Source organism: Nonomuraea sp. NPDC004580, assembly GCF_040609855.1.
Lineage (GTDB): Bacteria > Actinomycetota > Actinomycetes > Streptosporangiales > Streptosporangiaceae > Nonomuraea > Nonomuraea salmonea.
Genome location: NZ_JBEXLH010000001.1, coordinates 54,303 through 77,958, shown reverse-complemented (window position 1 = coordinate 77,958; position 23,656 = coordinate 54,303). Strand labels below are relative to the sequence as shown.

The following is a 23,656-nucleotide window of genomic DNA, read 5'->3' as shown; positions in this document are numbered from 1 at the left end:
AGCTACGCTCTTGCCCGCCGCTGTCAAGGGGGCAGCTCATGGTCGATCACGTGCAGTCGCTCGCCCGCGGGCTCGCGGTGATCCGGGCGTTCAGCGCCGCCCAGCCCGAGCTGACGCTCAGCCAGGTGGCCCGCGCGACCGGGCTGAGCAGGGCGGCGGCCAGGCGGTTCCTCATCACGCTGACCGATCTGGGTTACGTGCGCACCGACGGGCGGCTGTTCGCGCTCACGCCGCGGGTGCTGGAGCTCGGCTACGCCTACCTGTCCAGCCTGTCCCTGCCCGAGGTCGCCGACCCCCATCTCGAACGGCTCGCCGCCGAGGTCCGCGAGTCCGCCTCCGTCGCCGTGCTGGACGGGGAGGACGTCGTTTACGTGGCGCGAGTGGCCACCGCCCGGATCATGCGCGTCACGATCAACATCGGCACTCGCTTCCCCGCGTACTGCACCTCGATGGGGCGGGTGCTGCTCGCCGGGCTGCCCGCCGCCGAGCTGGACGCCTACCTGGAGCGGGCCGAGCTGCGCCGGCTCACCTCCCGCACCATCGTCCTGCCCGCCGCCTTGCGGGCCGAGCTCGACGAGGTGCGGGGCCGCGGGTGGGCGATGGTGGACCAGGAGCTGGAGGAGGGGTTGAGGTCGATCGCGGCGCCCATCATGGACCGGTCGGGGCGGACGGTGGCGGCGGTGAACGTGTCCACGCACGCCAGCCGTACGAGCCTGCAGGCCGTACGCCGCGACCTCCTCCCGCCCCTGCTCGCCACGGCCGCCAAGATCGAGTCCGACCTGGCCTCGCTGTCCGTGACCCCCACCTGACCCGCCGCCCTCGGACGCACGGCGTCTGGCTCCGCATCAGGGCCCGGCACCCCCTGCTGGCTCAACGCGGCCGGCGAACCCGCCCTCCTCCACCACTACACGAGCCCCTGACGGCGTTCACCTCCGGAAGTGGTCGATGATGCGGGCGTAGCTGTCGAGGGCGTGCCCGCGGTCGATCGCCTCGGCGAGCAGCTCGCCGGTGTACTCCGCCATGGTGGGGTCGATGCCGCGCATCCGGCTCTCGTGGATGAGGTGCCGGACCGGCGGGACCTGGGTCTCCAGGGTGGCGTCGTCGGCGGCGAAGGAGTTCGCGTCGATCTGGTGGGCGTAGGCCGTCAGGAACGACGCCACCCCCTTGAGCCAGTCCGTGGCCATCGGCAGGAAGTCGGTGGCCGCGATCTTCTCGGTGCCCAGGAGCGCCGCGCCGTGCATGAAGCCGTTGAACGTCGACCACATGATCCCGAGCAGCGCGACGTCGTACAACGCCGGCAGGCCGACGTCGGTGCTGATGAGCGTGGTGCCGCCGCCCAGCACCCGCAGGGTCTGCTCGTACGCCTCGTACGCGGCGGTCGGACCTCCGTACAGGATGACCGTCTCCGGCGCGCCGATGCCGGGCGGGGTCATCATGATCGCCCCGTCCAGGTACTCGGCCCCGCGTTCTGCCGCCCAGCCGGCCATCGTGCGGGCCTCGTCGGACGCGCCCGACGTGAGATTCACCAGGGCGCGGCCGGACAGCTCCGTTTCCGCCGGGGCGAGCAGGTCGCGTACGGCGTCGTAGTCCCGTACGCAGACGATGACGAGCGGGGCGGCGGCGACGGCGGCGCCCACCGTCGGGGCCTCGCTCGCGCCCGCCTCGACCAGGGCCTGCGCCCTGCCCGGCGTGCGGTTCCAGATGGTCGTGGGGTGGCCCGCCTTCAGGAAGGCGGCGGCCAGCGCCCGGCCCATCATGCCCATGCCGATGACGGTTACCGGCGTTTCTGCCATTGTCTGTCGCTTTCTGTCCGTTTCGATGGTGACGGGCCACCATGATGACGACGCAAGCCGGCGGCCGACATTGGCAGGAGTGCCGACATTCACCAAATTCCTGCCATAGGGTGAGCGCCGTGAGTGCCGGCACCGTGGCGCTCGTCGTGATCGACGACGCCCTCTCCATGTGGGACATGTACGAGCTGGGCATCGCCACGGCGGTCTTCGGCGTGGACCACAGCGACCTCGCGGACCCGTGGTACGACCTGCGGGTGGTCGGGATGCGCCCCGGGACGACCTCCTCGGTGCCGGGGTTCACCTGCAACGCGCCGTACGGGCTGGAGGAGCTGGAGCGGGCGGACACCGTGATCGTCCAGGTCGTGCCGGAGGCGTACATGCGGGGCGACCGCGACCTGCCCCCGGAACTGCTCGACGCCCTCCGCCGCGCGGGCGCCGCGGGCGCGCGGATGGTCTCGCTCTGCAACGGCGTGTTCGCGCTCGCCGCCGCGGGCCTCCTCGACGGCCGTCCCGCCACCGCCCATTGGGAGCACACCCGCGAGCTGGCCGAACGGTACCCGCAGGTGCGGGTGGACGACTCGGTCCTGTACGTCGACGACGGCGACGTGCTCACCAGCGCCGGGCTCAGCGGCGGGCTCGACCTGTGCCTGCACATCGTCCGCCGCGATCTCGGCGCGCGGGTGGCCAACCAGCTCGCCCGCCGTCTCGTGGTGCCCGCCCACCGGCCGGGCGGCCAGGCCCAGTTCGTGGAGCGCGCCGTCGACGTGACCGACGACGGGATCGCCCCCGTCCTGCACTGGGCGCTGGAGCACCTCGACGCCCCGCTCACCGTCGAGGACCTGGCCGCCCGCGCGGGGATGAGCGTACGCAGCTTCCACCGCAACCTGCGGGCGGCGACCGGCACCAGCCCGATGAAGTGGCTGCTCCACCAGCGGCTCGCCCGCGCTCAGCAGCTCCTGGAGACCACCGATCTGTCCATCGAGCAGATCAGCGAACGCAGCGGGCTCGGCGGTGCGAACAACCTCCGCCATCATTTCGCGGCACACCTCGGGGTGACGCCCACCGAGTATCGCCGCGCGTTTCCCTGCCCTTCCACGGACCTGGGCCGCCCGCAACGCTCACCGCGCCACCCAGTGCGGTCATCGTCTTAGAGCGCGGACGCCGCCGCAGGTTCCCCGAGAACTCAGGTGCCCCATGGGCTCCGGGCCCAGGGCGGGCCCGGGCCCGGGGCGCCGAGGTCAGGCGAGCCGGCGTTCGGCGGCCTCGACGACGTTGGCGAGGAGCAGGGCGCGGGTCATCGGGCCGACGCCGCCCGGGTTGGGCGTGAGGTAACCGGCGACCTCTTCGACGTCCGGAGCCACGTCCCCGGCGATCTTGCCCGCCACCCGGGAGACCCCGACGTCGAGCACGGCGGCCCCCGGCTTGACCATGTCGCGCGTGATCAGCTCGGGCACGCCGGCCGCCGCCACGACGATGTCGGCCCTCCGCACGTGGGCGGCCAGATCCTGGGTGCCGGTGTGGCAGAGGGTCACCGTGGCGTTCTCGCTGCGCCGGGTCAGCAGCAGCCCGAGCGAGCGCCCCACCGTGATGCCGCGACCGACCACGGCGACCTCGGCCCCCTTGATCGGCACGCCGTACTCGCGCAGCAGCAGCACGATGCCGTGCGGCGTGCAGGGCAGCGGCGCGTCCACCATGTGCACGAGCCGCCCGAGGTTGACCGGGTGCAGCCCGTCGGCGTCCTTGGCCGGGTCGATGCGCTCCAGCAGCGCCATCGTGTCGAGGTGCTTGGGCAGGGGGAGCTGCACGATGTAGCCGGTGCACGCCGGTGAGGCGTTGAGCTCGTCGATGGCCGCCTCGACGTCGGCCTGGGACGCGGTGGCCGGCAGATCGACGCGGATGGAGGCGATGCCCACCTCCGCGCAGTCGCGGTGCTTGCCCGCGACATAGATCTGGCTACCGGGGTCGTCCCCCACCAGAACGGTGCCCAGGCCCGGCGTGATCCCGCGTTCCTTGAGCGCGGCCACCCGCTTGGTGAGATCTGCCTTGATCTTTGCGGCGGTGGCCTTGCCATCGAGTTTCACAGCGCTCATGCCGCAATCCTGTCATGCCCCCTGACCTCCCCCGCACCACCCCGCACCCCCGGCCACGGACGCTGCCACGGACGCCAAGCCCCCCAGCCCGACCACCCCACACCACCAGATCCCGCACACCCGATCCCAGCCACCGGCCACCCCCACCCCGCCGGATGCCGAGCCCCGGTTCCGACCGCCAACCACCCCCGCGCCGCCGTCCCGCCCCCCGAAGGGGTGGCGGCCGACTCCCAGAGGACGACCACCCCATATCGGCCCGCACCGGCGGGACGCGGCCCGTCGTGGTGTACCGGTTGCCGTCATTCCCGGTGACTCATCCACAGATCACCAGGGGCCGGGGCGGGTTGCCCACAGCCAAGGGCTGACATCGTTGTCATCGATTCGGCGAAGGCTTAGTGTTTTCGGCGCCAGCACCACGCGTCCGGAGGTCCCCCTTGCCGTTCCGCCTCTTGTCCGCCGAGTCCACCGACCTGTTCGTCGGCTCCCAGGAAGAGCCGCACCAAGTCCTGCGCGTCACCGTGGCGGCAGGCGAGCGCGAGTCGTCGCTGGAGCTGCGCGGCGCGGGCGTCCGGTTGGCCGGGAACGTCACGATCCCGCCGGAAGCGGGCGTGCACGAGGTCCCGCTGGAGGTGTCGGCCCAGCCGGGCACGACCCTGCCCTGCCTGCTCACCCTCGACGGCGAGGAGCTGGAGGTCGAGGTCACGGCCGAAGAGCCGGGCTGGACGATGTTCATGGTGTCCCACTTCCACTACGACCCCGTGTGGTGGAACACGCAGGCCGCCTACACCAGCCCGTGGGAGCTGCTGTCGGCCGACGCCACCACCAGGCCACTCTGGGAGGGCAACGCGTTCGCCCTGGTCGAGGCCCACATCGAGCTGGCGCTGCGCGACCCCGACTACCGGTTCGTGCTGGCCGAGGTCGACTACCTCAAGCCGTTCTTCGACACCCATCCCGAGCGCCGGGCCGATCTCAGTGCCCTCATGGCCGAGGGCCGGGTGGAGCTGGTCGGCGGCACGTACAACGAACCCAACACCAACCTCACCGGTGCCGAGACCACGATCCGCAACCTCGTCTACGGCATCGGCTACCAGCGCGACATCCTCGGCGGCGACCCGCGCACGGCGTGGCAGCTCGACGTGTTCGGCCACGACCCGCAGTTCCCCGGCTACCTCGCGGCGGCCGGGCTGACGGCCAGCGCGTGGGCGCGCGGCCCGTTCCACCAGTGGGGTCCCATCAGCAAGAACTTCAAGGAGGCCAAGAACGACGCGGCGCTGATGCAGTTCCCGAGCGAGTTCGAGTGGATCGCGCCGTCGGGCCAGGGCGTGCTGACCCACTACATGCCGGCTCATTACTCCGCGGGCTGGTGGATGGACTCGTCACCGTCCCTTGAGGACGCCTGCCAGGCGGTCTACGACCTCTACCGCTCACTCAAGCCGGTGGCCGCGACGAAGAACATCCTGCTCCCGGTCGGCACCGACTACACCCCGCCCAACAAGTGGGTGACCGACATCCACCGCACGTGGGCGTCCCGCTACGTGTGGCCCAGGTTCGTGTGCGCCGTCCCGCGTGACTTCCTCGACGCCGTACGCGCCGGGCTGTCGTCCTACAGCCCCCAGACGCGCGACATGAACCCGATCTACACCGGGAAAGACGTCTCCTACATCGACACCAAGCAGGCCCAGCGCGCGGCCGAGGTGGCGGCGCTCGACGCGGAGCGGCTGGCGACGTTCGCCCATGTGCTGGGGCTGGGCGGCTACCCGCACACGGCGCTCGACAAGGTGTGGCGGCAGCTCGCCTACGGCGCCCACCACGACGCCATCACCGGCTCCGAGTCCGACCAGGTCTACATCGACCTGCTGACCGGCTGGCGCGAGGCGTACGACCTGGCCGCCGAGGCCCGCGACAACGCCCTGTCGGCCCTGTCCGCCCAGGTCACGACCGACGCGCCGGGGCTGCTCGTCGCCAACACGCTGCCGTTCGCGCGTGACGGCCTGGCGACGGCCGCCCTGCCCGAGGGTCACCTGCCGGCCGACCCTTCCGGGGCGCCGGTGCCCGCCGTGGCGGAGGGCGGCATGCTCACGTTCCTGGCCCGCGACGTGCCGTCGATGGGCTGGCGCACGTACCACGTGGTGCCCGGCACCCCCGAGACGTGGCAACCGGCGTCCGGCGTCACCATCGAGAACGACCACTGGCAGATCACCGCAGACCCCGACAGGGGCGGCACCCTCGTCTCCATCGTCGATCGCACCACCGGCCAAGAGGTCCTCACCGGCCCCGGCAACGAGCTGCGCCTCTACGACGAATATCCGCAGCATCCCGACATGGGCGAGGGGCCCTGGCACCTCATTCCGACCGGCCACGTCGTGGGCTCGTCGTCGGCCGCCGCGACCGGTGTGCGCGCCGAGGTCAGCCCGGTGGGCCGGCGGCTGATCGTGACCGGGCAGGTCGGCGAGATCACGTACGAGCAGGTCGTCACCCTCCCGGCCGGCTCCGACCGCATCGACTTCACCACCCGCGTCCTCGACCACACCGGCGCCGACCGGCTGCTGCGCGTGCGGTTCCCGGCCCGGGTGGAGGGCGCGCTGCCGGTGTCCGACGTCTCGGGGGCCGTGGTGGGGCGCGGTTTCGCGCTGCCCGACGTCGACACGGCCCACCACCCGTGGACGCTCGACAACCCGGCCAACACCTGGTTCGGTCTCTCGGCCACCGCGAAGGTCGATCTGGGCGCGGCGGGCGCACGCGCGCTCGGCGTGGCCGAGGTCGTGGTGCCCGCCCTCGACGACGCTCCGCAGGCCCGCGACCTGGTCGTGGCCCTGGCCAAGGCCGGCGTCACCGCCACCACCTCCTCCGCCGACGGCACCCGCTACGGCTGGCTCGACGTCGACTCCAACCTGCCCGACGTACGCCTCGTGCTGGGCGGCCCCGACACCAACCCGGTGGCCGCCGACCTGCTCGCCAGGGCCGACGAGTCCTACGCGAAGGCGCTGAGCGAGGGGGCCACCCGCGTCTGGATCCCGGCCGAGCGCCCGCTGCCCGAGACCTGGCAGCCCAGCGCCGACCTGCGCGACCTGCGGGCCCTTCCGGCCCTCATCGTCACCGGCTCCATCGCCGACCTGGTGGCCGACCTCGCCGACGCGACCATCGAGGCCGTGTGCCCGCTGGGCGGCGAGCGCCTTGAGGACCGTACGGTGGCGCTGCTGGCGTACGGGCTGCCCGGGTTCGCGGTCGACCCGTCCGGCGCCCTGCACCTGTCGCTCATGCGGTCCTGCACCGGCTGGCCCTCCGGCATCTGGCTCGACCCGCCCCGCCGCACCACCCCCGACGGCTCCGGCTTCCAGCTCCAGCACTGGACGCACGAGTTCTCCTACTCCCTGGTCTCGGGCCCCGGCGACTGGCGCGCCCTGCGCCTGCCCGCCGCCGCCCAGGAACACATCACCCCCCTCCACACCCGCCTCCTCGACACCCCGCAGACGGGCTCCCTCCCACCTGTCCACTCACTGCTTACGGTGTCCCCCGAGCGCGACGTCCTCCTGAGCACCCTCAAGTCCACCGGCAACCCCCACGCCCACGGCCGCACCGAAGGAGCCTCGGAAACCTCCGCCGTAACCCTCCGCCTGATCGAGTCCACCGGCCTGGGCACCCGGGCCGAGCTGACCTCACCTGTCCTCGACCTGCACACCCTCACCCCCGCCAACCTCCTCGAACACCCCACGACACCCACCTCCAACGCGCTGACCCGCACGACCGAGAACGCCACCCCCACCGCCCCCAGCGAGCAGACCCCGCCAGCACCCGGCTCCCTCGCTTCCTCCGGCTCCGCAGCCACCACGGCTGCGGCCATCGATGAGCCCGCAAGCCCCACCCCCTCGCCTGCGCCTGCGCCTGCGCCTGCGCCTGCGAGCATCGACCTTGGTGGCTTCGAGGTCGCCACCTACCTCGCCTCGGCCCCGCTCCCGTCCACGGCCCCGGAACTCGCGCGCACGACCGAGCAGGCCCAGCCCGTCTACAGCCGCTACTGGCTGCACAACAAGGGTCCGGCACCCCTGGGCTACCTCCCGGTCTCCATCGCGGTCACGCCGGGTCTCGTGGAGTCGCCGGAGGGGCCGTTCGAGGTGGAGGTCGTCCTGGCCTCCCACCTCACGGACACCGCGCACGAGGGCGTCGCCGAGATCCGTGTCCCCGAGGGCTGGACGGCCACCCCGTCCGCCCGCCCGTTCCGCCTCACTTCCGGCGGGCACCTCCGCTTCCCCGTGACGGTGACGCCCACCGCCGGCCCCGAGCCCGGCCTGCACTTCATCTCCGCCCGCACCCACACCGGCGGGCAACTCGTCGAAGACATCACCACGGTCGCCATCGGCCCCGCCCCCGAGCTGCCCGTCCCCGGCACCCCACCCGAGCTCGCCAAGGCGACCCGCGGCACCGTCGCCGACACGGCCCGCCCCACAGGCTTGTCGATCACCACCGTCGAGGACTCCCTGACTCTGAGCCCCGGCGACCGAGCCCAGCTCACGCTGCGCCTCACCAACACCACCGCCGACGAGATCCGCGGCGAAGCCCAGCTGGCCTCGCCTTGGGGCACCTGGTCCCTGCTCCCGGAGGTCATCCAGGGCTTCACGGTGGCGGCAGGGACGACCGCCGACGTGTCGTTCCCGGTGCAGGTCCCCCACGACCACCCGACCGGCCACGCGTGGGCCCTGGCCAAGGTCATGTGGTTCGGCCGCTGCCAGTACACCCCGGCAGTACGCCTGGAGGTGACCCGATGACACCGGTGAACCCCGCGACCAAGCCCAACAGCGCAGCCGTTCCGGCCGGAGAGGGCCCCACAACGGTGGTCGGCGACCCGACAGGAGGCCGCTCGGCGATGGAGGTCGGTGGAGTGGCCGGAGGCGTACCGGAGACTGCGGTGATCGGGTGGATCGACGGCCGTCCGGTCCCTCGCGCACGCCTTGACGCTCGCCTCGCCGCCCTCCGGGACGGCCCGCTCAGCTCGGCCCTTCCCGTGCCCGGCACCTCGGAAGACCGTCAGCTCGCTCGCTGGCTCACCCAGGTCATCCTCACCGAAGCCCTCTGCGAGTCCACGGCCACCGAGATCGGCCTGTTCGCAGGACCGCGAACGACCTCGACTCTCTCCGCAGGACCGCAGACAACCCCGACTCTGTCCGCAGGACCACAGGCGACCCTGACTCCCCTGTCGCCCAAAGATCACGCTGCGTCGGACGCCCCGGCGAAAGCGGCCGTGACGGCAGCCCTTACGCTCGATCGGGTGGCCGCGGTCGAACTCGGTTCGATCAACGCCGCCGCCTACAACGCCAGCCCTTGGGTGCGGGCCGTGTTCGAGCACGTCACGGCTGCGGTGACCGTCCCCGAGGAATGGCGCCGCCCACCGACCCCCGACCGCCCGCCCCGCCACCACGTACGCCACGGCCTGTTCGACACCCTGACCGACGCACAGGCGGCGACGCCCTCCGACCTCCAACCCCTCGGCCTCATCACGCTCGACTCCCTGCCCAGCACCCTCGCCCAAGCCCTCCAAAGCCACCCGTACAACACCCTGGTCGGCCCGATCAGGGACGCCCTCGGCTGGCACGTGGCAACCGCCACCCCACCCGAGACACCCACCCCCGCCCCACCACACCAGACGACCGTCACCACCCCACCTGGCCAGACGACCACCATCACGCCGTCACCTGGGGCGACCGCCCCCACGTCACCGTCACCGTCCCCCACGGCCGCTACCGCACCGCAGTCCGACCAACCGGAAGGAATCGTGCAGACACTGCTTCACCCCACCTCCCGGCCGGCCGACCACGACCACGACCTTCTGGCCGCCGCTCGGCGTAAGGCGTTCGCGCGCTGGCTGGACGACATGCGGGCCAGGAAGGTCACCCTCGTTCCCGGGCTGGAGCATCCTGGCGACCCCCGCCAGCCCGACAACCACCACAAACACTGATGAACTGCGTACTTGCCATTGACATCGGAGGGACCAAACTCGCCGCCGCGCTGGTGGACGAGAAGGGTTCCATCCTGCGCTCAGCGACGCGGCCGACCCCGCGTACGGACGTCATGTCCGCCCTCGCCGCCCTCATCGCGGAGGTGACGGCAGGCGGCCCGGCGCCCCAGGCTGTCGGCATCGGCTGCGCCGGCCCGCTCGACCTGGCCACCGGCACCGTGAGCCCCGTCAACATGCCGAGCTGGCGCCGGTTCCCGTTGCGGGACGAAGTGCACAAGCTGACCGGGCTGCCGACGCTGCTCGCGGGTGACGCGCAGTGCTTCGCACTGGGGGAACACTGGCTGGGCGCCGGCCGCGGCTGCTCGTCGCTGCTGGGCATCGTGGTGTCGACCGGCATCGGCGGCGGCCTGGTCATCGATGGTGCCCCGCTCCTCGGCCCCACAGGCAACGCCGGGCATGTCGGGCACATGAGCATCGACCCGTACGGCGAACGCTGCGAGTGCGGCGGCCGAGGCTGCGTGGAACGCTACGCCAGCGGCCCGAACATGACCCGCTGGGCCCTGGACAACGGCTGGTCCCCCTCCCCCGACACCTCGACGGCTGGCGTCCCAGGAAAGCCCCTCGTCCACGTTCACGACGCGACCCCAGGGGCAGGGGCCCCCCGGGACAAGCAAGGGAAAGGGAGCACTGAGGGAAATCAGGGGATCGCACCCTTCGGGAACAGCCGGGAGAACGGCCCTCTTGGGGGAGGTCGAGGCAACGGGCCCGTAGGGGACGGACCTTTCGAGGACGGTAGAGGAGCCTTCGGGGACGGCCGGGTGAACGGGACTCCTGGGGACGAGGAGCACACTCACAACGAGCAGGCCAGGGCTCAGGGCGAGGAACGACGGGCGGACGCACGGGCGTTGGCACGGGATGCCGCCGCCGGGGACGAGATCGCGGTGCAGGCGTTCGAGCGAGGCGCCAGGGCACTGGCAGGCATGATCGCGTCCACAGCGGCGGCCGCCGAGGTCACGACCGTGGTGATCGGCGGAGGCGTGTCGGCGGCGGGCAGCGTACTGTTCGACCCGCTGGAGCGAGCACTTGACGACGTGGCGGGGCTCGCGTTCGTCCGAGCGGTCCAGGTGAAGCAGAGCACGCTCGGCGTCCGGGCGGGCCTCGCGGGCGCCGCGAACCTGGCCTGGCAAGCCCTCAAGTCCACAACCTGACCAGCAGCTCACACCCCTCACCGCAGCGGTCGCGCAGGGGGTGCGCTGGCCCCGGAAGGCGCCTTTGGGACGAGGTGCGTCGGCGTGCCAGATGCGCCAGCGATCGCTCCGGGACGCGTCGGGGGGATGCGACACGTGAAAATGCGGAGCGGTATGGGGGCTGCCCGGATTCTGCTCCAGAAGGCGCTGTGGGGGGTGCCGGTCTGGTGGCTGCGGTGGGTGGTTCGGTGCCGCGGCCTGCGCTGTTGTGCGCCTGGGTTCTCGCCGGAGGGTGGTTACTCGCGTTCGGCGAGTTGGGCTTCGCGGCGTTCGATAATGCGGCGGGTGAAGGGAACTACCTCCACGATGCGGCCGCCGAGGTAGGCGCCGATGAGGGCGAGCACCACGAGGACGATGGGGCTGGAGGAGAAGCCGTTCAAGGCGACGAAGGCCTGCAGGAATGCGTCGAGCGCCATAAAAGAACTCCGAGGGACGGGAGTGGGGAGGAGGAGTTCAGGCTAACGTTCCTCGGCGACTGCTCGCTACAAAAAGGGATAAAAGCGACAAGATCCATCAGATTGGTCTTGATGTCACCACCGACGGCACCTCCCACGGCCCTCCGCGAGCCTCATGAGCCACCGTGAGCCAGGGCATGACGCGGGGATGGCCCGCTTCCGGGTGCCGGAGGCGGGCCAGCTGCGTGTGGCTGATCAGTGGAAGAAGTGGCGGGTGCCGGTGAAGTAGAGGGTGATGCCGGCCTTTTCGGCCGCCTCGATGACCTCCGCGTCGCGGACCGAGCCGCCGGGCTCCACGATCGCCCGTACGCCGGCCTCCGCCAGCACCTCCAGCCCGTCAGGGAACGGGAAGAAGGCGTCGGAGGCGGCGACCGAGCCGGCGACCCGTTCGCCGGCCCGCGTGACGGCGAGGCGGCAGGAGTCGACGCGGTTGACCTGGCCCATCCCGACGCCCACGGTGGCGCCGTCGCTGGCGAGGAGGATGGCGTTCGACTTCACCGAGCGACAGGCCCGCCAGGCGAACTCGAGGTCGGCCAGCACCCCGGGCGAGGCGGCGGCGCCGGTCTTGAGCTCCCACTGGGCGGCGGAGTCGCCGGGCGCGTCGACGCGGTCGGTGGTCTGGACGAGCAGGCCGCCGTCGATCCGGCGGAACTCGGTCGGGTTGGCGGGGCCGGAAGCACAGCGCAGCAGGCGCAGGCTCTTCTTGCCGCGCAGCACCTCAAGCGCCTCGGCGTCGAAGTCGGGCGCGATGACGACCTCGGTGAACACGTCGAAGATCTGCCTGGCCAGCTCTGCGGTGACGGGCCGGTTGACCGCGATGACGCCCCCGTAGGCGGAGACCGGGTCGCACGCGTGCGCCTTGCGGTGGGCGTCGGCCACGTCGGCGCCGACGGCGATGCCGCACGGGTTCTGGTGCTTGATGATGGCGACGCAGGGGTCGGAGAAGTCCCACGCGGCCCGCCAGGCGGCGTCGGCGTCGAGGTAGTTGTTGTAGGACATCTCCTTGCCGTGCAGCTGCTCGGCGTTGGCCAGCCCGCCCTCGCCTGCGGTGTAGAGGGCGGCGCGCTGGTGCGGGTTCTCGCCGTAGCGGAGGGTGGCCTTGCGCTCGTACGCGGTGCCGGTGAACTGCGGGAACTCGCCCTCGCCCACGTACGTGCCGCCGAACCAGTTGGCCACGGCCACGTCGTAGGAGGCGGTGTGGGCGTAGGCGATGCCGGCCAGCCGGCGGCGCTCGGTGAGGGTGAAGCCGCCCTCGGACAGGGCGTTGAGCACGTCGCCGTAGAAGCCGGGGTCGACGACGACGGCGCAGGTGCTGTGGTTCTTGGCGGCGCCGCGGATCATGGCGGGCCCGCCGATGTCGATCTGCTCGACGCACTCGGCGTCGGACGCGCCGGAGGCCACCGTCTGCTGGAACGGATAGAGGTTGACGACCACGAGCTGGAACGGGTCGATCTCGAGCTCGTCGAGCTGGGCGACGTGGTGCGGCTTGGTGACGTCGGCCAGCAGCCCGGCGTGTACGCGCGGGTGCAGCGTCTTGACCCGCCCGTCGAGGCACTCGGGGAACCCGGTGAGCTGCTCCACCTTCGTCACCGGGATCCCGAAGGAGGAGATCGCGGCGGCGGTGCCACCGGTCGAGACGATCTCCACCCCGGCACCGTCGAGGGCCCTGGCCAGCTCTTCGAGCCCGGACTTGTCGTATACAGCGATCAACGCGCGCCGGATGGCGATGCGAGTCACGTGGTTTCCCCTCCATTGTGGTTGCCGATGCGGACCATACGTCCGCTGACCGTCCAGCCCTCGCGGGCCATCCGGCCGACGGTTTCGACGAGCAGGCGCCGCTCGGCCTGCTTGATGCGCTCGTGCAGGACCTCCTCGTCGTCGCCGGGGAGCACGGGCACCGCCGCCTGCGCCACGATGGGCCCCGTGTCGACGCCCTCGTCGGCGAGCATCACCGTGCAGCCGGTGATCTTGACGCCGTGGGCGAGCGCGTCGCGTACGCCGTGGGCGCCGGGGAACGACGGCAGCAGCGCCGGGTGGGTGTTGAGGACGGGGAAGGCGTCGAGGGTGGGGATGCCCAGAATCTTCATGAATCCCGCGGACACGACGAGGTCGGGTTCGTACGCGGCGATGCGGGCCGCGATCGCGGCATCCCATTCCGCCCGAGTCGCGTAATCGCCCAATTTTTCGACAAATGTCGGGACCTGTGCTCGTTCGGCCCTGACCAGCCCTTCTATGCCCTCCCTGTCCGCGCCCACCGCGACCACGCGAGCGCCGTACGACGGATCGGCGGAAGCGTCCAGCAGGGCCTGTAGGTTGGTTCCAGAGCCGGAGACGAGGACGACGAGCCGCCCAGCCTTAGACACGCACACTCCAATGAGGAAACAGGGTGGGGGTCACAGGGTATCTGTTCATCGTCCGGCGACGCAGAGGAGGTCAGGTGTCGACACCGGTGAAGGCACCGGCAGGCCAGCAGCCCGCGGATTCCGCGGGCCGCCGAGCGATCTGGTTGTCCATCGCAGCGCTGGCCATGACGTTCATGTTGCCCCTTGCGGGCCTGGTCATGGCGTTGTTCGCGCTGATGGCGGGGGTCCGGGCGCTGCCGCTGCTCAAGAGCGAGGGCAAGCCCACGGGCGTGGCGGTGGGCGGCATCACCGTCTCCTCGCTCGCGCTCGCGCTGTCGGCGGGGGCCACGGCCATGCAGCTCTATCTCGCGGACGAATACTCCGCCTACACGGAGTGCATGAAGGGCGCCGGCACGGTGGCCTCGCAGGGTGAGTGCTTCGCCGAGTTCAAGGAGGCGGCGCAGCGCAAGCTGCCCGCCGACGTCCTGCAGATGCTCGGCACCATGCAGCCCTGATCTGGTCGCAGCCCTGACCTAGTCGCGATCCCAGGCGTAAGGGTCGACGTAGATCACGTGGCCGCCCCGGTCGTCTGACTCGTCCACGATGTCCTTGCGAGGCGGGCGGGCCGCGGCCGGTTCGGGCTCGGCGAGCCGGGGCCGGGCCTGGGCCAGCGTCTCGGCCTCCGCCGACGCGTGCTCGTCCTGCCAGTCGTCCCTGATGACGGGGATCTCCTGGGTGTCGGCCTCGGTGGCGTCGAGCCAGTGGCCGGGCAGCGGGCGCGGGTCGCTCTCGGCGAGCCCGACCTTGCTCGCCGCCTTGGCCAGCGCCGCTCCGGCCTTGCGTACGGGGGCGGCGGCCTTGTCGAGCGGCGCCCTGGCCTTCTTGTTGAGCAGCAGCAGGTTGGTGACGCCCGCGGAGATGCCGGCCGCCACGCCGACCTCGAGCGCCACCGACAGCGCCACCTCCCAGGGCGACGGCCCGACCGTGGCCAGCCGCCCGCCGCCGATCGGCCCGCCCGACAGCGCCGCGAGCACCCCGGCCACCAGCCCGCTGGTGATGCCGGACAGGAACCCCCACAGCGGAGCGGCCTCGTACGACGGCGAGGGCGAGATGCGGGCCACCATGACGCCCGCCACCGCGCCCGCCGCGAACGGCAGCGCGATCACCGCCATCATCCACGCGGGCACCGGCCCGCTCTCGGGCAGCGCGCCCAGGATCGGCAGGCTGGGCACGGTGCCGAGCTGCACGCCCGTGGGCGCGACCAGCGTGTCGGCGCCGATGGCGAAGCCGGGCCCGGCGATGTAGGAGAACGCCCAGACGACGGCGTTGAGCAGGTAGAGCAGCTGGAGCAGGATGAGCAGCACCCCGCCCACGAACCCCGGCGACAGCACCTCCGACAGCTGCCTGACCTGCCCGAAGTTGAGCACGACCGCGAGCAGCACCAGTGCGAGCCCGGCCACCACCAGCACCGCGGTGGCGACCGCCGTGCCGACGGTCAGGGCGCGCACGCGCTCGGGCAGCAGCCGCAGCATGACCCGCCAGGGCCCGATCATGCGCGCCGTGGCCAGCGAGCCGGCGAGGAAGGCCAGCAGGAAGTGGCTGAGCAGCGCCTCACCGATGAACGGCTGGGTGATCTCGTTGCCGGCGACCAGCGCGATCAGCCCGGCCAGCAGCGCGTAGGGGGCCGCCAGCGACACCCCGGCCTGCACCACGAGGACGAGCTGCGCCCGCCGCCTCGCGCCCGCCTGCTCCTTCGGGCTGTTCTTGGGCAGCCGGGCGGGCAGCCGCAGCCGCAGGTCGGCGTCGCGGGCCATCCAGCGGCCCGCGCGGTAGAGCAGCATGGCGGGCAGGATCATGAGGCCGAGCGGCAGCAGCCCGACCCGGCCGCCGGGGATGGCGAACCCGGCGTGGTGGGCGGCCAGCCAGAGCTGCGCCGCCGTACGGAAGACACCCGGCAGCCCGGCGCCCAGCGTGCCGCGCGGCGCGGCGATCCAGCCGACGAGGGTGAGCGTGGTGAGCACGGCGAGGCCGACACCGAGCGTGCAGGCGGCGGCCAGCATTCCCGACACCGGCAGCGGCCGCCGCGTCTCGTCGTCGTCGCTCGGGGCTCCGGGGAGCTTGCCGAGCACCGACCGGGGGGCAGTACGCAACTGGTCGAGGATCGCCGTCACAGTAGGCGATTTTCTCAAGCTTTCCCGACCGAAGCTTGGTTGACGCGCCGGGTATCGCCGCGTTCTGTCGCTTCTTCGCCGAGGGCGTAGGGACATTCGCACGCGCGAAGGGCTCCGCATGGCGGCATACCACGCGGAGCCCTTCGGGAAACGATCAGCGCGCCTGCATGATCTCGCGCATGAGGCGGGCCGTCTCGGAGGGGGTCTTGCCGACGCGGACGCCGACCTTCTCCAGGGCCTCCTTCTTGGCCTGGGCGGTGCCGGCCGAGCCGGACACGATGGCGCCCGCGTGGCCCATCGTCTTGCCCTCGGGGGCGGTGAAGCCCGCGACGTAGGCGACGACCGGCTTGGTGACGTGCTGCTCGATGTAGGCGGCGGCCCGCTCTTCCGCGTCGCCGCCGATCTCGCCGATCATCACGATCGCGTCGGTGCCGGGGTCGTCCTGGAACGCCTGCAGCGCGTCGATGTGGGTGGTGCCGATGACCGGGTCACCGCCGATGCCGACGGCCGTGGAGAAGCCGAAGTCGCGCAGCTCGTACATGAGCTGGTAGGTGAGCGTGCCGGACTTCGAGACCAGGCCGATGCGGCCGGCGGTGGTGATGTCGGCGGGGATGATGCCGGCGTTGGAGGCGCCGGGCGAGGCGATGCCGGGGCAGTTGGGGCCGATGATGCGGGTCTTGTTGCCCTTGGCCACCGCGTACGCCCAGAACTCGGTCGAGTCGTGCACCGGCACGCCCTCGGTGATCACCACGCAGAGCGGGATCTCGGCGTCGATGGCCTCCTTGACCGCGTCCTTGGTGAACTTCGGCGGCACGAACACCACCGACACGTCGGCGCCGGTCTGCTCGATGGCCTCCTTCACCGTGCCGAACACGGGCAGGCCCTCGTGCGTGGTGCCGGCCTTGCGGGCGTTGACACCGCCCACGACGCGAGCACCGGAGGCGAGCATGCGGCGGGTGTGCTTGGTGCCCTCACCACCGGTCATGCCCTGAACGATGATCTTGCTGTTCTCCGTCAACCAGATGGCCATGGGTCACGCACCTACCGCAGCGAGCTCGGCGGCGCGCTTGGCCGCCTCGTCCATCGTGTCAACCAGCTCGACGCGCGGGAGCGCGGCGTCGGCCAGGATCTGCCGCCCGAGCTGGGCGTTGTTGCCGTCGAGGCGGACCACCAGCGGGTGGGTCACCGCCTCACCGCGGCTCTCCAGCAGCTTGAACGCCGAGACGATGCCGTTGGCGACGGCGTCGCAGGCGGTGATGCCGCCGAAGACGTTCACGAAGATCGACTTGACGCTGGGGTCGGACAGGATGATCTCCAGGCCGGCCGCCATGACCTCGGCGGACGCGCCACCGCCGATGTCGAGGAAGTTCGCGGGCGCCGGCTTGCCGGGGAACGCCTCACCGGCGTAGGCCACCACGTCGAGCGTGGACATGACCAGGCCGGCGCCGTTGCCGATGATGCCGACGTCGCCGTCGAGCTTGACGTAGTTGAGGTCCTTCTCCTTGGCCTTGGCCTCAAGCGGGTCCTCGGCGGCCTTGTCGGCCAGCGCCTCGTGGTCGGCCTGGCGGAAGCCGGCGTTGTCGTCGAGCGTGACCTTGCCGTCGAGCGCCTTCACCTGGCCGTCGGCCGACAGGATCATCGGGTTGACCTCGACGAGCGTGGCGTCCTCGTCGACGAAGCAGCACCAGAGCTTCTCGATGAGCTCGGCTGCGCCGTCGAGCGCCTTCTCGGGCAGGCCGCCGGCCACCGCGATCTCGCGGGCCTTGGCGCGGTCGACACCGGTCAGGGCCGAGACGGGAACCTTGGCGACCTTCTCGGGGGCGGTGTGGGCGACCTCTTCGATGTCCATGCCGCCCGAGGCCGAGCAGATGGCGAGGAAGGTACGGTTCGCCCGGTCGAGCAGGAAGGAGAAGTAGTATTCCTCGGCGATCGCGCTGGCCTCTTCGACCAGCACCTTGTGGACCGTGTGGCCCTTGATGTCCATGCCGAGGATGGCCTCGGCCTTGGCCACGGCGTCGGCGGCGTCGTCGGCCACCTTCACACCGCCGGCCTTGCCCCGGCCGCCGGTCTTGACCTGGGCCTTGACGACAACGCGGCCGGTCAGCTCCTGAGCCGCCGACCGCACCTCCTCCACGTTGTGGGCGACGATGCCGCGTGGCACCGGGATGCCGTAGTCAGCGAAGAGCTCCTTCGCCTGATGTTCGAACAGGTCCACGAGGGTCCGTCCTTGCTTATCCGACTGATGTTCGACGGCCCGGGCATCTGTGCTGATGGTCGCGTGCGCTTCGCCGTGCGCGGGCTTCGTTCCTCGCTCTGCTCTGTCACGGCGAGCTCCTGCGCTCAGGGGTCGTGCCGGGCGTTTCCGCCAGTGAAGCCTAGCCCGAAGCTTGACCTGCCCAGGTCATCGGGTCGCGGTTCTTCCGCTATGTGACGGTGATCTCACTTCTTCAGGACGGACTCTGCACACAAATTGCACGGTTTAGCCGACATAAGACCCTTCGCTCGATATATGTTCGTGATCTTCAAATGTCAGGCTTGCTCCTCGTTCTTGCCTAATGCCGAAGGAAACCCTATGAAGCGAATTCTCGCGGGGCTCGCGCTGGCGTCGTCGGCCGCGTTCGTGACCGCCGCGCCCGCGCAGGCCGCGCCCGCTGACCCGGTGAAAGCGCTGAAGAAGCAGTACGTCACCGGGCACGGCGTGCGGATCTCCGAGTCCGCTCGCACGGCCGCGGGTTCGACGGGGGCCGTGAGCATCACCACGAACGGCACGCTCGGTTTCGGCAAGTCCGGAATCGTGGCCATGGACCTGCGCACCGGAGTGAAAGGCGCGGGGCCTTCCCTTGGCGCGCCGCCGCGGATGGTCACGGTCGGCAATTACACGTACGCGAAGGGCGGGTTGTTCAGCGATGAACTTCCCGACGGCAAGAAGTGGGTGCGCTACCCGAACCAGACCGGTGGGCGGGCCGGCAGCCAGCCGCTGGACATCTTCCGGCCCAAGGTGCTCAAGGCGCTCGTGACGGGCGCCAAGAGCTTCAAGGGCGGCTCGTACCGGGGCGCCGTCACCTTCGGCCGGCTCGGCGAGCTCTACGGGGAGAAGGTCGACAAGCGGCTGGGCAAGGTCGCGATCTCGTACGTGCTCGACGTCAACTCCAAGGGCCTGGTCACCCGGGTCCGCAGCGAGTACAAGCTGGACTTCGGCATCCTCGGGAAGACCACGTCCACCGTGAACACCCGCTACACCGGCTGGGGCAGCAAGGTCACGATCAAGGCCCCGCCGGCGGACGAGGTGGTCGACGTCAGCGAGCTGAGCACTGAGAGCGACGTGCCGCAGAGCATTCCTGACGGGTCGCTGAACTCGCTCAGCGCGGTCGAGTAGCCGCCACACCCGCGCCGGGGCCTCTCCCTTCTGGCCCCGGCGCACTGACGCCGGTGCCGCCCTTCTGGGCTCCGGCGCACATCAGCAACTCCCCCTCAACACCTAAGGAATCCGCATGAAGCGAATCCTGACCGGCGTGGCGTTAGCCACGACCGCCGCTCTCGTGAGCGCCACCCCGGCGCTGGCCGCCGCGCCCAAGAACCCGGTGGCGGCCGTCAAGAAGCAGCTCGCCCCCGGCAAGGGGGTGAAGTTCACCGAACGGACCACCCTGAGCGAAGGTCGCCTCCGTCAGGTGTTCGTCCGGCGTACCGGCTCCCTGCAGTTCGGCAAGTCGGGCGTCGCCGCCTCGGACATCACCGGCAAGATCAACATCAAGGCGAGCGACCTGGAAGGCGTGGGCGACGGCGAGACCGGCCTGCTGCTGAAGGCGCTGACCGTGCCCGAGCGCACGATCCGCGTCGGCACCACCTCCTACCTGTCCGGCAACATCTGGTCGGCGCTGCTGCCCGAGGACAAGCCCTGGTACAAGATGCCGAAGGGCCTGACCGGCGGCTTCACCGGCACCTACGGCCAGCCCATCAACGTGGCCGAGCCCGTCACCCTGGCGACCCTGCTCAAGCGCTCCAAGGCGACCGGCAGCGGCTACGCGGGCAAGGCCAGGGTGGCCGACCTGTGGAAGGTCTCCCCCTGGCTGCGCTCCAGCTGGATGGACAAGCCCTCCGCCAAGGCGATGAAGGCGTCGATCAGCTGGAAGCTCACCGTCGACAAGGCGGGCCGTCCGACGCGGCTCGTGACGACGTACCCGACGTCGGTGCCCGGCCTCGGCAAGACGGGCAGCATCAGCGTGGACACCCGCTACACCGGCTGGGGCGGCAAGGTCGTGGTCAAGGCCCCGCCCGCCGACCAGGTGACCACCACGTTCAAGAACGGCGAGGACGACATCTCCAGCCTCGAACTCCCCATCGGCAGCCTCGCCGGCTGACCCGCACGTCGAGCACCGGCCCCGCCGGCCCGCCACTCTGGCGGGCCGGCCGGGTGAGTCGCTCCGGGTGCCGGCCTGGTTGAGCCGGGCCGGCACTTCGCCCCTTGCCTCGCGTCGCCGCCGCCCCCTTCTCGGGTCAGGGGAGGCGGGTGGGGCGGAGGGCGGCCCAATCGAGGGAGTGCCTGATGCCGTCCTCCAGTGAGAAGCGGGTCTGCCAGCCGAGCAGCTCGCGGGCACGGTCGTTGCGGGTGTAGGCGCCGGCCACGTCGCCTGGGCGGGCGGGGGCCTCGACGGTCTCGATCGGACGGTCGGCCACCCGGTTGAACGCCTCCACCAGCTCGCGGACGGTGGTGCCTGAGCCGGTGCCGAGGTTGACCACGTCGGCCTCCAGCGAGTCGAACCGCCGCAGGGCCGCCACGTGGGCCTCGGCGAGGTCCCAGACGTGGACGTAGTCGCGGATGCCGGTGCCGTCGGCCTTGGGGTAGCCGGTGCCGGTGATCTGGAAGGGGACGCCCTCCTCGTACGCCTCGATCATCTTGCCCAGCGCGTGACTGGGGCGGCGGAGCTGCAGGCCCGTCCGCATGAGAGGGTCGGCCCCGACGGGGTTGAAGTAGCGCAGCGACAGGATCTTGATGGGCCGGCCGGCCGCGATGTCGGCGAACATGCCCTCGCAGACCGCCTTCGTCCGCGCGTACGGGCTCTGCGGGGCCAGCGGCGACTCCTCGGTCACCGTGTGGTCGTCGCCCGCCTGGTAGATCGACGCCGACGAGCTGAAGATCATGCGCGTGCACCCGTTGCGGAGCAGGTGCTCGACGAAGTCGAGGCTCTTGGCGACGTTCGCACGGTAGTAGCCGATCGGGTCGGCCACAGAGTCGGGGACGACGATCAGCGCGGCACAGTGGATGCCTGCACCCTAGCCAGCCCCGCGGGCCCCGCCGCGGGTCTTGAACCAACCTGTGGACAACTCGAACGGCCTGTGGACGACGGGGGTTCCTTTGCCTTCGCGGTATGGCCTAGTCGGCTTCGGCGTGCGACATTTCGAGATATGGGCAGGGACGTGCCGGTCGTCGTGTTCAGCAGGGACGATCGCCGGCAATACCGGGAGAAGGTGCACCGCTGCCTCGACGTGTTCGCCCGGATGCTGCGCGAGTCCCGTTTCGCGTTCGAGCACCCGCTCGCCGGGCTGGAGATCGAGCTCAACATCGTGGACGCGCGGGGCGAGGCCCTCATGCGCAACGCCGAGGTGCTCGCCGCCATCGCGCAGCCGGACTGGGCGACCGAGCTGGGCCAGTTCAACGTCGAGATCAACGTCGAGCCCCAGGAGCTGAGGGGGGACGGCGCCCAGCGGCTGGAGAACGACGTACGCGCCAGGCTGAACCACGCCGAGTCCCGCGCGCGTTCGGAGGGCGCCCACCTCGTCCTCATCGGCATCCTGCCCACGCTGCGCGAGCAGGACATCGGCGAGGGCACACTGTCGGCGAACCCCCGCTACCGCCTGCTCAACGAGCAGATCTTCGCCGCCAGGGGCGAGGACCTGCACCTGTGCATCGAGGGCGTCGAACGGCTCGACACGCACGCCGACAGCCTCGCCCCCGAAGCGGCCTGCACCAGCGTGCAACTGCACCTCCAGGTCAGCCCCGACATGTTCGCCGCGCACTGGAACGCCGCCCAGGCCATCGCCGGGCCGCAGGTGGCGGTGGCGGCCAATTCGCCGTACCTGTTCGGCAAGGAGCTGCACAGGGAGACCAGGATGGCGCTGTTCGAGCAGGCCACCGACACCCGGCCGGCGGAGCTGAAGACGCAGGGCGTACGGCCGCGGGTGTGGTTCGGCGAACGGTGGATCACCAGCGTCTTCGACCTGTTCGAGGAGAACGTCAGCTATTTCCCCGCCCTGCTGCCCCTCTGCGCGAACGAGGACCCGCGCGCCGAGCTCGACCAGGGCCGCATCCCCGAGCTGCACGAGCTGACCCTGCACAACGGCACCATCTACCGCTGGAACCGGCCCGTGTATGCGGTCGTCGACGGGGTGCCGCACCTCCGCGTGGAGAACCGGGTGCTGCCCGCGGGGCCGTCCGTCCTCGACATCGCGGCCAACGCGGCGTTCTACTACGGGTTGATGCAGGTGCTGCCGTACGACGAGCGTCCGATCTGGAGCCGGATGTCGTTCCAGGCGGCGGCGGACAACCTGGCCGCCGCCGCGCGGCACGGGCTCGACGCGCGGCTGTACTGGCCGGGAGTGGGCGAGGTGCCGGCCGCCGAGCTGATCCTGCGGCGGCTGCTGCCTCTGGCGCGTGAGGGGCTGGCGAAGTGGGGCGTGGACGGGGCTTCCGCGGATCGGCTGCTGTCCGTCATCGAGGGGCGGTGCCTGACGGGGCGCACGGGGGCGAGCTGGCAGGTGGACCGGGTACGCGCGCACGGCGGCGACCGGCACGCGGCACTGCGGGCCATGACCTTGGAGTACATCGAACGCATGCACACCAACGAACCCGTGCACACGTGGGACGCGTGACGCATGCTGGAGGTGTGACTTCGCCCCGCTCGGCCCGGTTCATGGCCGCCGTCCTGACGCTGGTCCTGGTCGTCGTCTCGACGGGCTGTGGGGTGGTGCGGCGGGAGTCGATGGACAGGGCGGGGGACGACACGTTCGAGGGGGACGTACGGACCGCGCGGACGCTGACGGAGGAGTTCTGGCGGCTGCAGTTCCAGGAGTCCGGCCGGACTTATCGGCCTATCAACGACTTCATCCCCTACTCGGGACGTTTCGGGCCGAGCTGCGGCGACCAGCCCGCCGTCCCGAACAACGCCTTCTACTGCCCGCTGGGGCATTTCATCGCGTTCGACCAGGACTGGATGGAGTCCTTGTGGAGCGAGATGGGCGACGGGTCGGTCTATGTCATCATCCCGCATGAGTTCGGGCATGCCGTACAGGCGCAGCTCCGCACCGGCTACCAGCTGAACATCCAGATGGAGCTCCAGGCCGACTGCTACGCGGGCGCCGCCCTGAGCGGCATGGTCGCGTCCGGCGCCCTGGCCGCCGAGGAGGGCGACGAGGAGGAACTGCTCTACAGCCTCGCGGCGGCCGGCGACCCCACGGACGACTGGCTCGACCCCTCGGCGCACGGAACGGCCGAACAACGCCAGAGGTCCTTCGCCGCCGGCTACCAGAACGGCGTCACCGCCTGCTGACGACGTAATCGCCTGGTCGTAGGCCAGGGTTCAACCCAGAGAATGATGCCACCGATCTTGTCCT

Annotated in this window: 19 protein-coding genes; 10 read left to right on the top strand and 9 right to left on the bottom strand. The window is 71.0% G+C overall.

Annotated elements, in window-relative coordinates; all coding sequences use genetic code 11:
* Positions 1-38 precede the first annotated feature (38 nt).
* Entirely contained in the window at positions 39-809 is a 771-nt protein-coding gene (locus ABZW11_RS00340; RefSeq protein WP_355410996.1) for an IclR family transcriptional regulator, read from the top strand.
* Positions 810-926: 117 nt separating this feature from the next.
* Here ABZW11_RS00340 and ABZW11_RS00335 read toward each other — a convergent pair whose 3' ends face one another.
* Positions 927-1,793 (bottom strand): NAD(P)-binding domain-containing protein, encoded by an 867-nt coding sequence (locus ABZW11_RS00335; protein ID WP_355410994.1) that lies wholly within the window; start codon positions 1,791-1,793, stop codon positions 927-929.
* A gap of 119 nt (positions 1,794-1,912) precedes the next feature.
* Between ABZW11_RS00335 and ABZW11_RS00330 the strand changes: the two genes are divergently transcribed.
* Entirely contained in the window at positions 1,913-2,944 is a 1,032-nt protein-coding gene (locus ABZW11_RS00330) for a helix-turn-helix domain-containing protein (protein WP_355410993.1), read from the top strand.
* Between the two features lie 87 nt (positions 2,945-3,031).
* Here the strand turns inward: ABZW11_RS00330 and ABZW11_RS00325 are convergent, their stop codons facing one another.
* Positions 3,032-3,883, bottom strand: a complete 852-nt coding sequence (locus ABZW11_RS00325) for a bifunctional methylenetetrahydrofolate dehydrogenase/methenyltetrahydrofolate cyclohydrolase (protein WP_355410992.1) — start codon at positions 3,881-3,883, stop codon at positions 3,032-3,034.
* A gap of 434 nt (positions 3,884-4,317) precedes the next feature.
* Between ABZW11_RS00325 and ABZW11_RS00320 the strand changes: the two genes are divergently transcribed.
* From ABZW11_RS00320 to ABZW11_RS00310, 3 genes are all read left to right on the top strand, one after another.
* A complete protein-coding gene (locus ABZW11_RS00320) occupies positions 4,318-8,646 on the top strand; it encodes a glycoside hydrolase family 38 C-terminal domain-containing protein (protein ID WP_355410991.1) in 4,329 nt (1,442 codons plus the stop codon).
* Positions 8,647-9,146: 500 nt separating this feature from the next.
* The gene (locus ABZW11_RS00315) at positions 9,147-9,833 is read left to right on the top strand and encodes a hypothetical protein (RefSeq protein ID WP_355410990.1); all 687 of its coding nucleotides are present in this window, start codon (positions 9,147-9,149) and stop codon (positions 9,831-9,833) included.
* A complete protein-coding gene (locus ABZW11_RS00310; RefSeq protein ID WP_355410989.1) occupies positions 9,833-11,041 on the top strand; it encodes an ROK family protein in 1,209 nt (402 codons plus the stop codon). Before ABZW11_RS00315 ends, ABZW11_RS00310 begins: the two co-directional genes overlap by 1 nt.
* 275 nt (positions 11,042-11,316) lie before the next feature.
* Here ABZW11_RS00310 and ABZW11_RS00305 read toward each other — a convergent pair whose 3' ends face one another.
* The 3 genes from ABZW11_RS00305 to purN form a co-directional block, all read right to left on the bottom strand.
* Entirely contained in the window at positions 11,317-11,496 is a 180-nt protein-coding gene (locus tag ABZW11_RS00305; RefSeq protein WP_355410987.1) for a hypothetical protein, read from the bottom strand.
* Positions 11,497-11,730: 234 nt separating this feature from the next.
* Positions 11,731-13,272 carry a bifunctional phosphoribosylaminoimidazolecarboxamide formyltransferase/IMP cyclohydrolase gene (gene purH / locus ABZW11_RS00300; protein ID WP_355410985.1) on the bottom strand — a complete coding sequence of 514 codons (1,542 nt, stop codon included), beginning with the start codon at positions 13,270-13,272 and terminating at the stop codon, positions 11,731-11,733.
* The gene (gene purN, locus ABZW11_RS00295; protein WP_355410983.1) at positions 13,269-13,898 is read right to left on the bottom strand and encodes a phosphoribosylglycinamide formyltransferase; all 630 of its coding nucleotides are present in this window, start codon (positions 13,896-13,898) and stop codon (positions 13,269-13,271) included. Before purN ends, purH begins: the two co-directional genes overlap by 4 nt.
* 74 nt (positions 13,899-13,972) lie before the next feature.
* Between purN and ABZW11_RS00290 the strand changes: the two genes are divergently transcribed.
* Positions 13,973-14,392: a hypothetical protein gene (locus tag ABZW11_RS00290; RefSeq protein WP_355410981.1), complete on the top strand. Its 420-nt coding sequence runs from the start codon at positions 13,973-13,975 to the stop codon at positions 14,390-14,392.
* Between the two features lie 18 nt (positions 14,393-14,410).
* Here the strand turns inward: ABZW11_RS00290 and ABZW11_RS00285 are convergent, their stop codons facing one another.
* The 3 genes from ABZW11_RS00285 to sucC all read right to left on the bottom strand — a co-directional run bounded on the left by ABZW11_RS00285 (position 14,411) and on the right by sucC (position 18,263).
* A complete protein-coding gene (locus ABZW11_RS00285) occupies positions 14,411-16,027 on the bottom strand; it encodes a DUF6350 family protein (RefSeq protein WP_355410979.1) in 1,617 nt (538 codons plus the stop codon).
* A 175-nt stretch (positions 16,028-16,202) separates the two neighbouring features.
* The gene (gene sucD, locus ABZW11_RS00280) at positions 16,203-17,078 is read right to left on the bottom strand and encodes a succinate--CoA ligase subunit alpha (RefSeq protein WP_345395968.1); all 876 of its coding nucleotides are present in this window, start codon (positions 17,076-17,078) and stop codon (positions 16,203-16,205) included.
* Between the two features lie 3 nt (positions 17,079-17,081).
* Positions 17,082-18,263: an ADP-forming succinate--CoA ligase subunit beta gene (gene sucC, locus ABZW11_RS00275; RefSeq protein ID WP_355410977.1), complete on the bottom strand. Its 1,182-nt coding sequence runs from the start codon at positions 18,261-18,263 to the stop codon at positions 17,082-17,084.
* A gap of 357 nt (positions 18,264-18,620) precedes the next feature.
* Between sucC and ABZW11_RS00270 the strand changes: the two genes are divergently transcribed.
* Positions 18,621-19,424 carry a hypothetical protein gene (locus ABZW11_RS00270; protein ID WP_355410975.1) on the top strand — a complete coding sequence of 268 codons (804 nt, stop codon included), beginning with the start codon at positions 18,621-18,623 and terminating at the stop codon, positions 19,422-19,424.
* Between the two features lie 115 nt (positions 19,425-19,539).
* A complete protein-coding gene (locus ABZW11_RS00265; protein WP_355410973.1) occupies positions 19,540-20,406 on the top strand; it encodes a hypothetical protein in 867 nt (288 codons plus the stop codon).
* Positions 20,407-20,542: 136 nt separating this feature from the next.
* Here the strand turns inward: ABZW11_RS00265 and ABZW11_RS00260 are convergent, their stop codons facing one another.
* The gene (locus ABZW11_RS00260) at positions 20,543-21,310 is read right to left on the bottom strand and encodes an NAD-dependent epimerase/dehydratase family protein (protein ID WP_355412006.1); all 768 of its coding nucleotides are present in this window, start codon (positions 21,308-21,310) and stop codon (positions 20,543-20,545) included.
* A 141-nt stretch (positions 21,311-21,451) separates the two neighbouring features.
* Between ABZW11_RS00260 and ABZW11_RS00255 the strand changes: the two genes are divergently transcribed.
* Together ABZW11_RS00255 and ABZW11_RS00250 are read left to right on the top strand one after the other, a co-directional pair.
* Positions 21,452-22,915 carry a glutamate--cysteine ligase gene (locus ABZW11_RS00255; protein WP_355410971.1) on the top strand — a complete coding sequence of 488 codons (1,464 nt, stop codon included), beginning with the start codon at positions 21,452-21,454 and terminating at the stop codon, positions 22,913-22,915.
* 14 nt (positions 22,916-22,929) lie between these two features.
* The gene (locus ABZW11_RS00250; protein ID WP_355410969.1) at positions 22,930-23,592 is read left to right on the top strand and encodes a neutral zinc metallopeptidase; all 663 of its coding nucleotides are present in this window, start codon (positions 22,930-22,932) and stop codon (positions 23,590-23,592) included.
* Positions 23,593-23,656 lie beyond the last annotated feature (64 nt).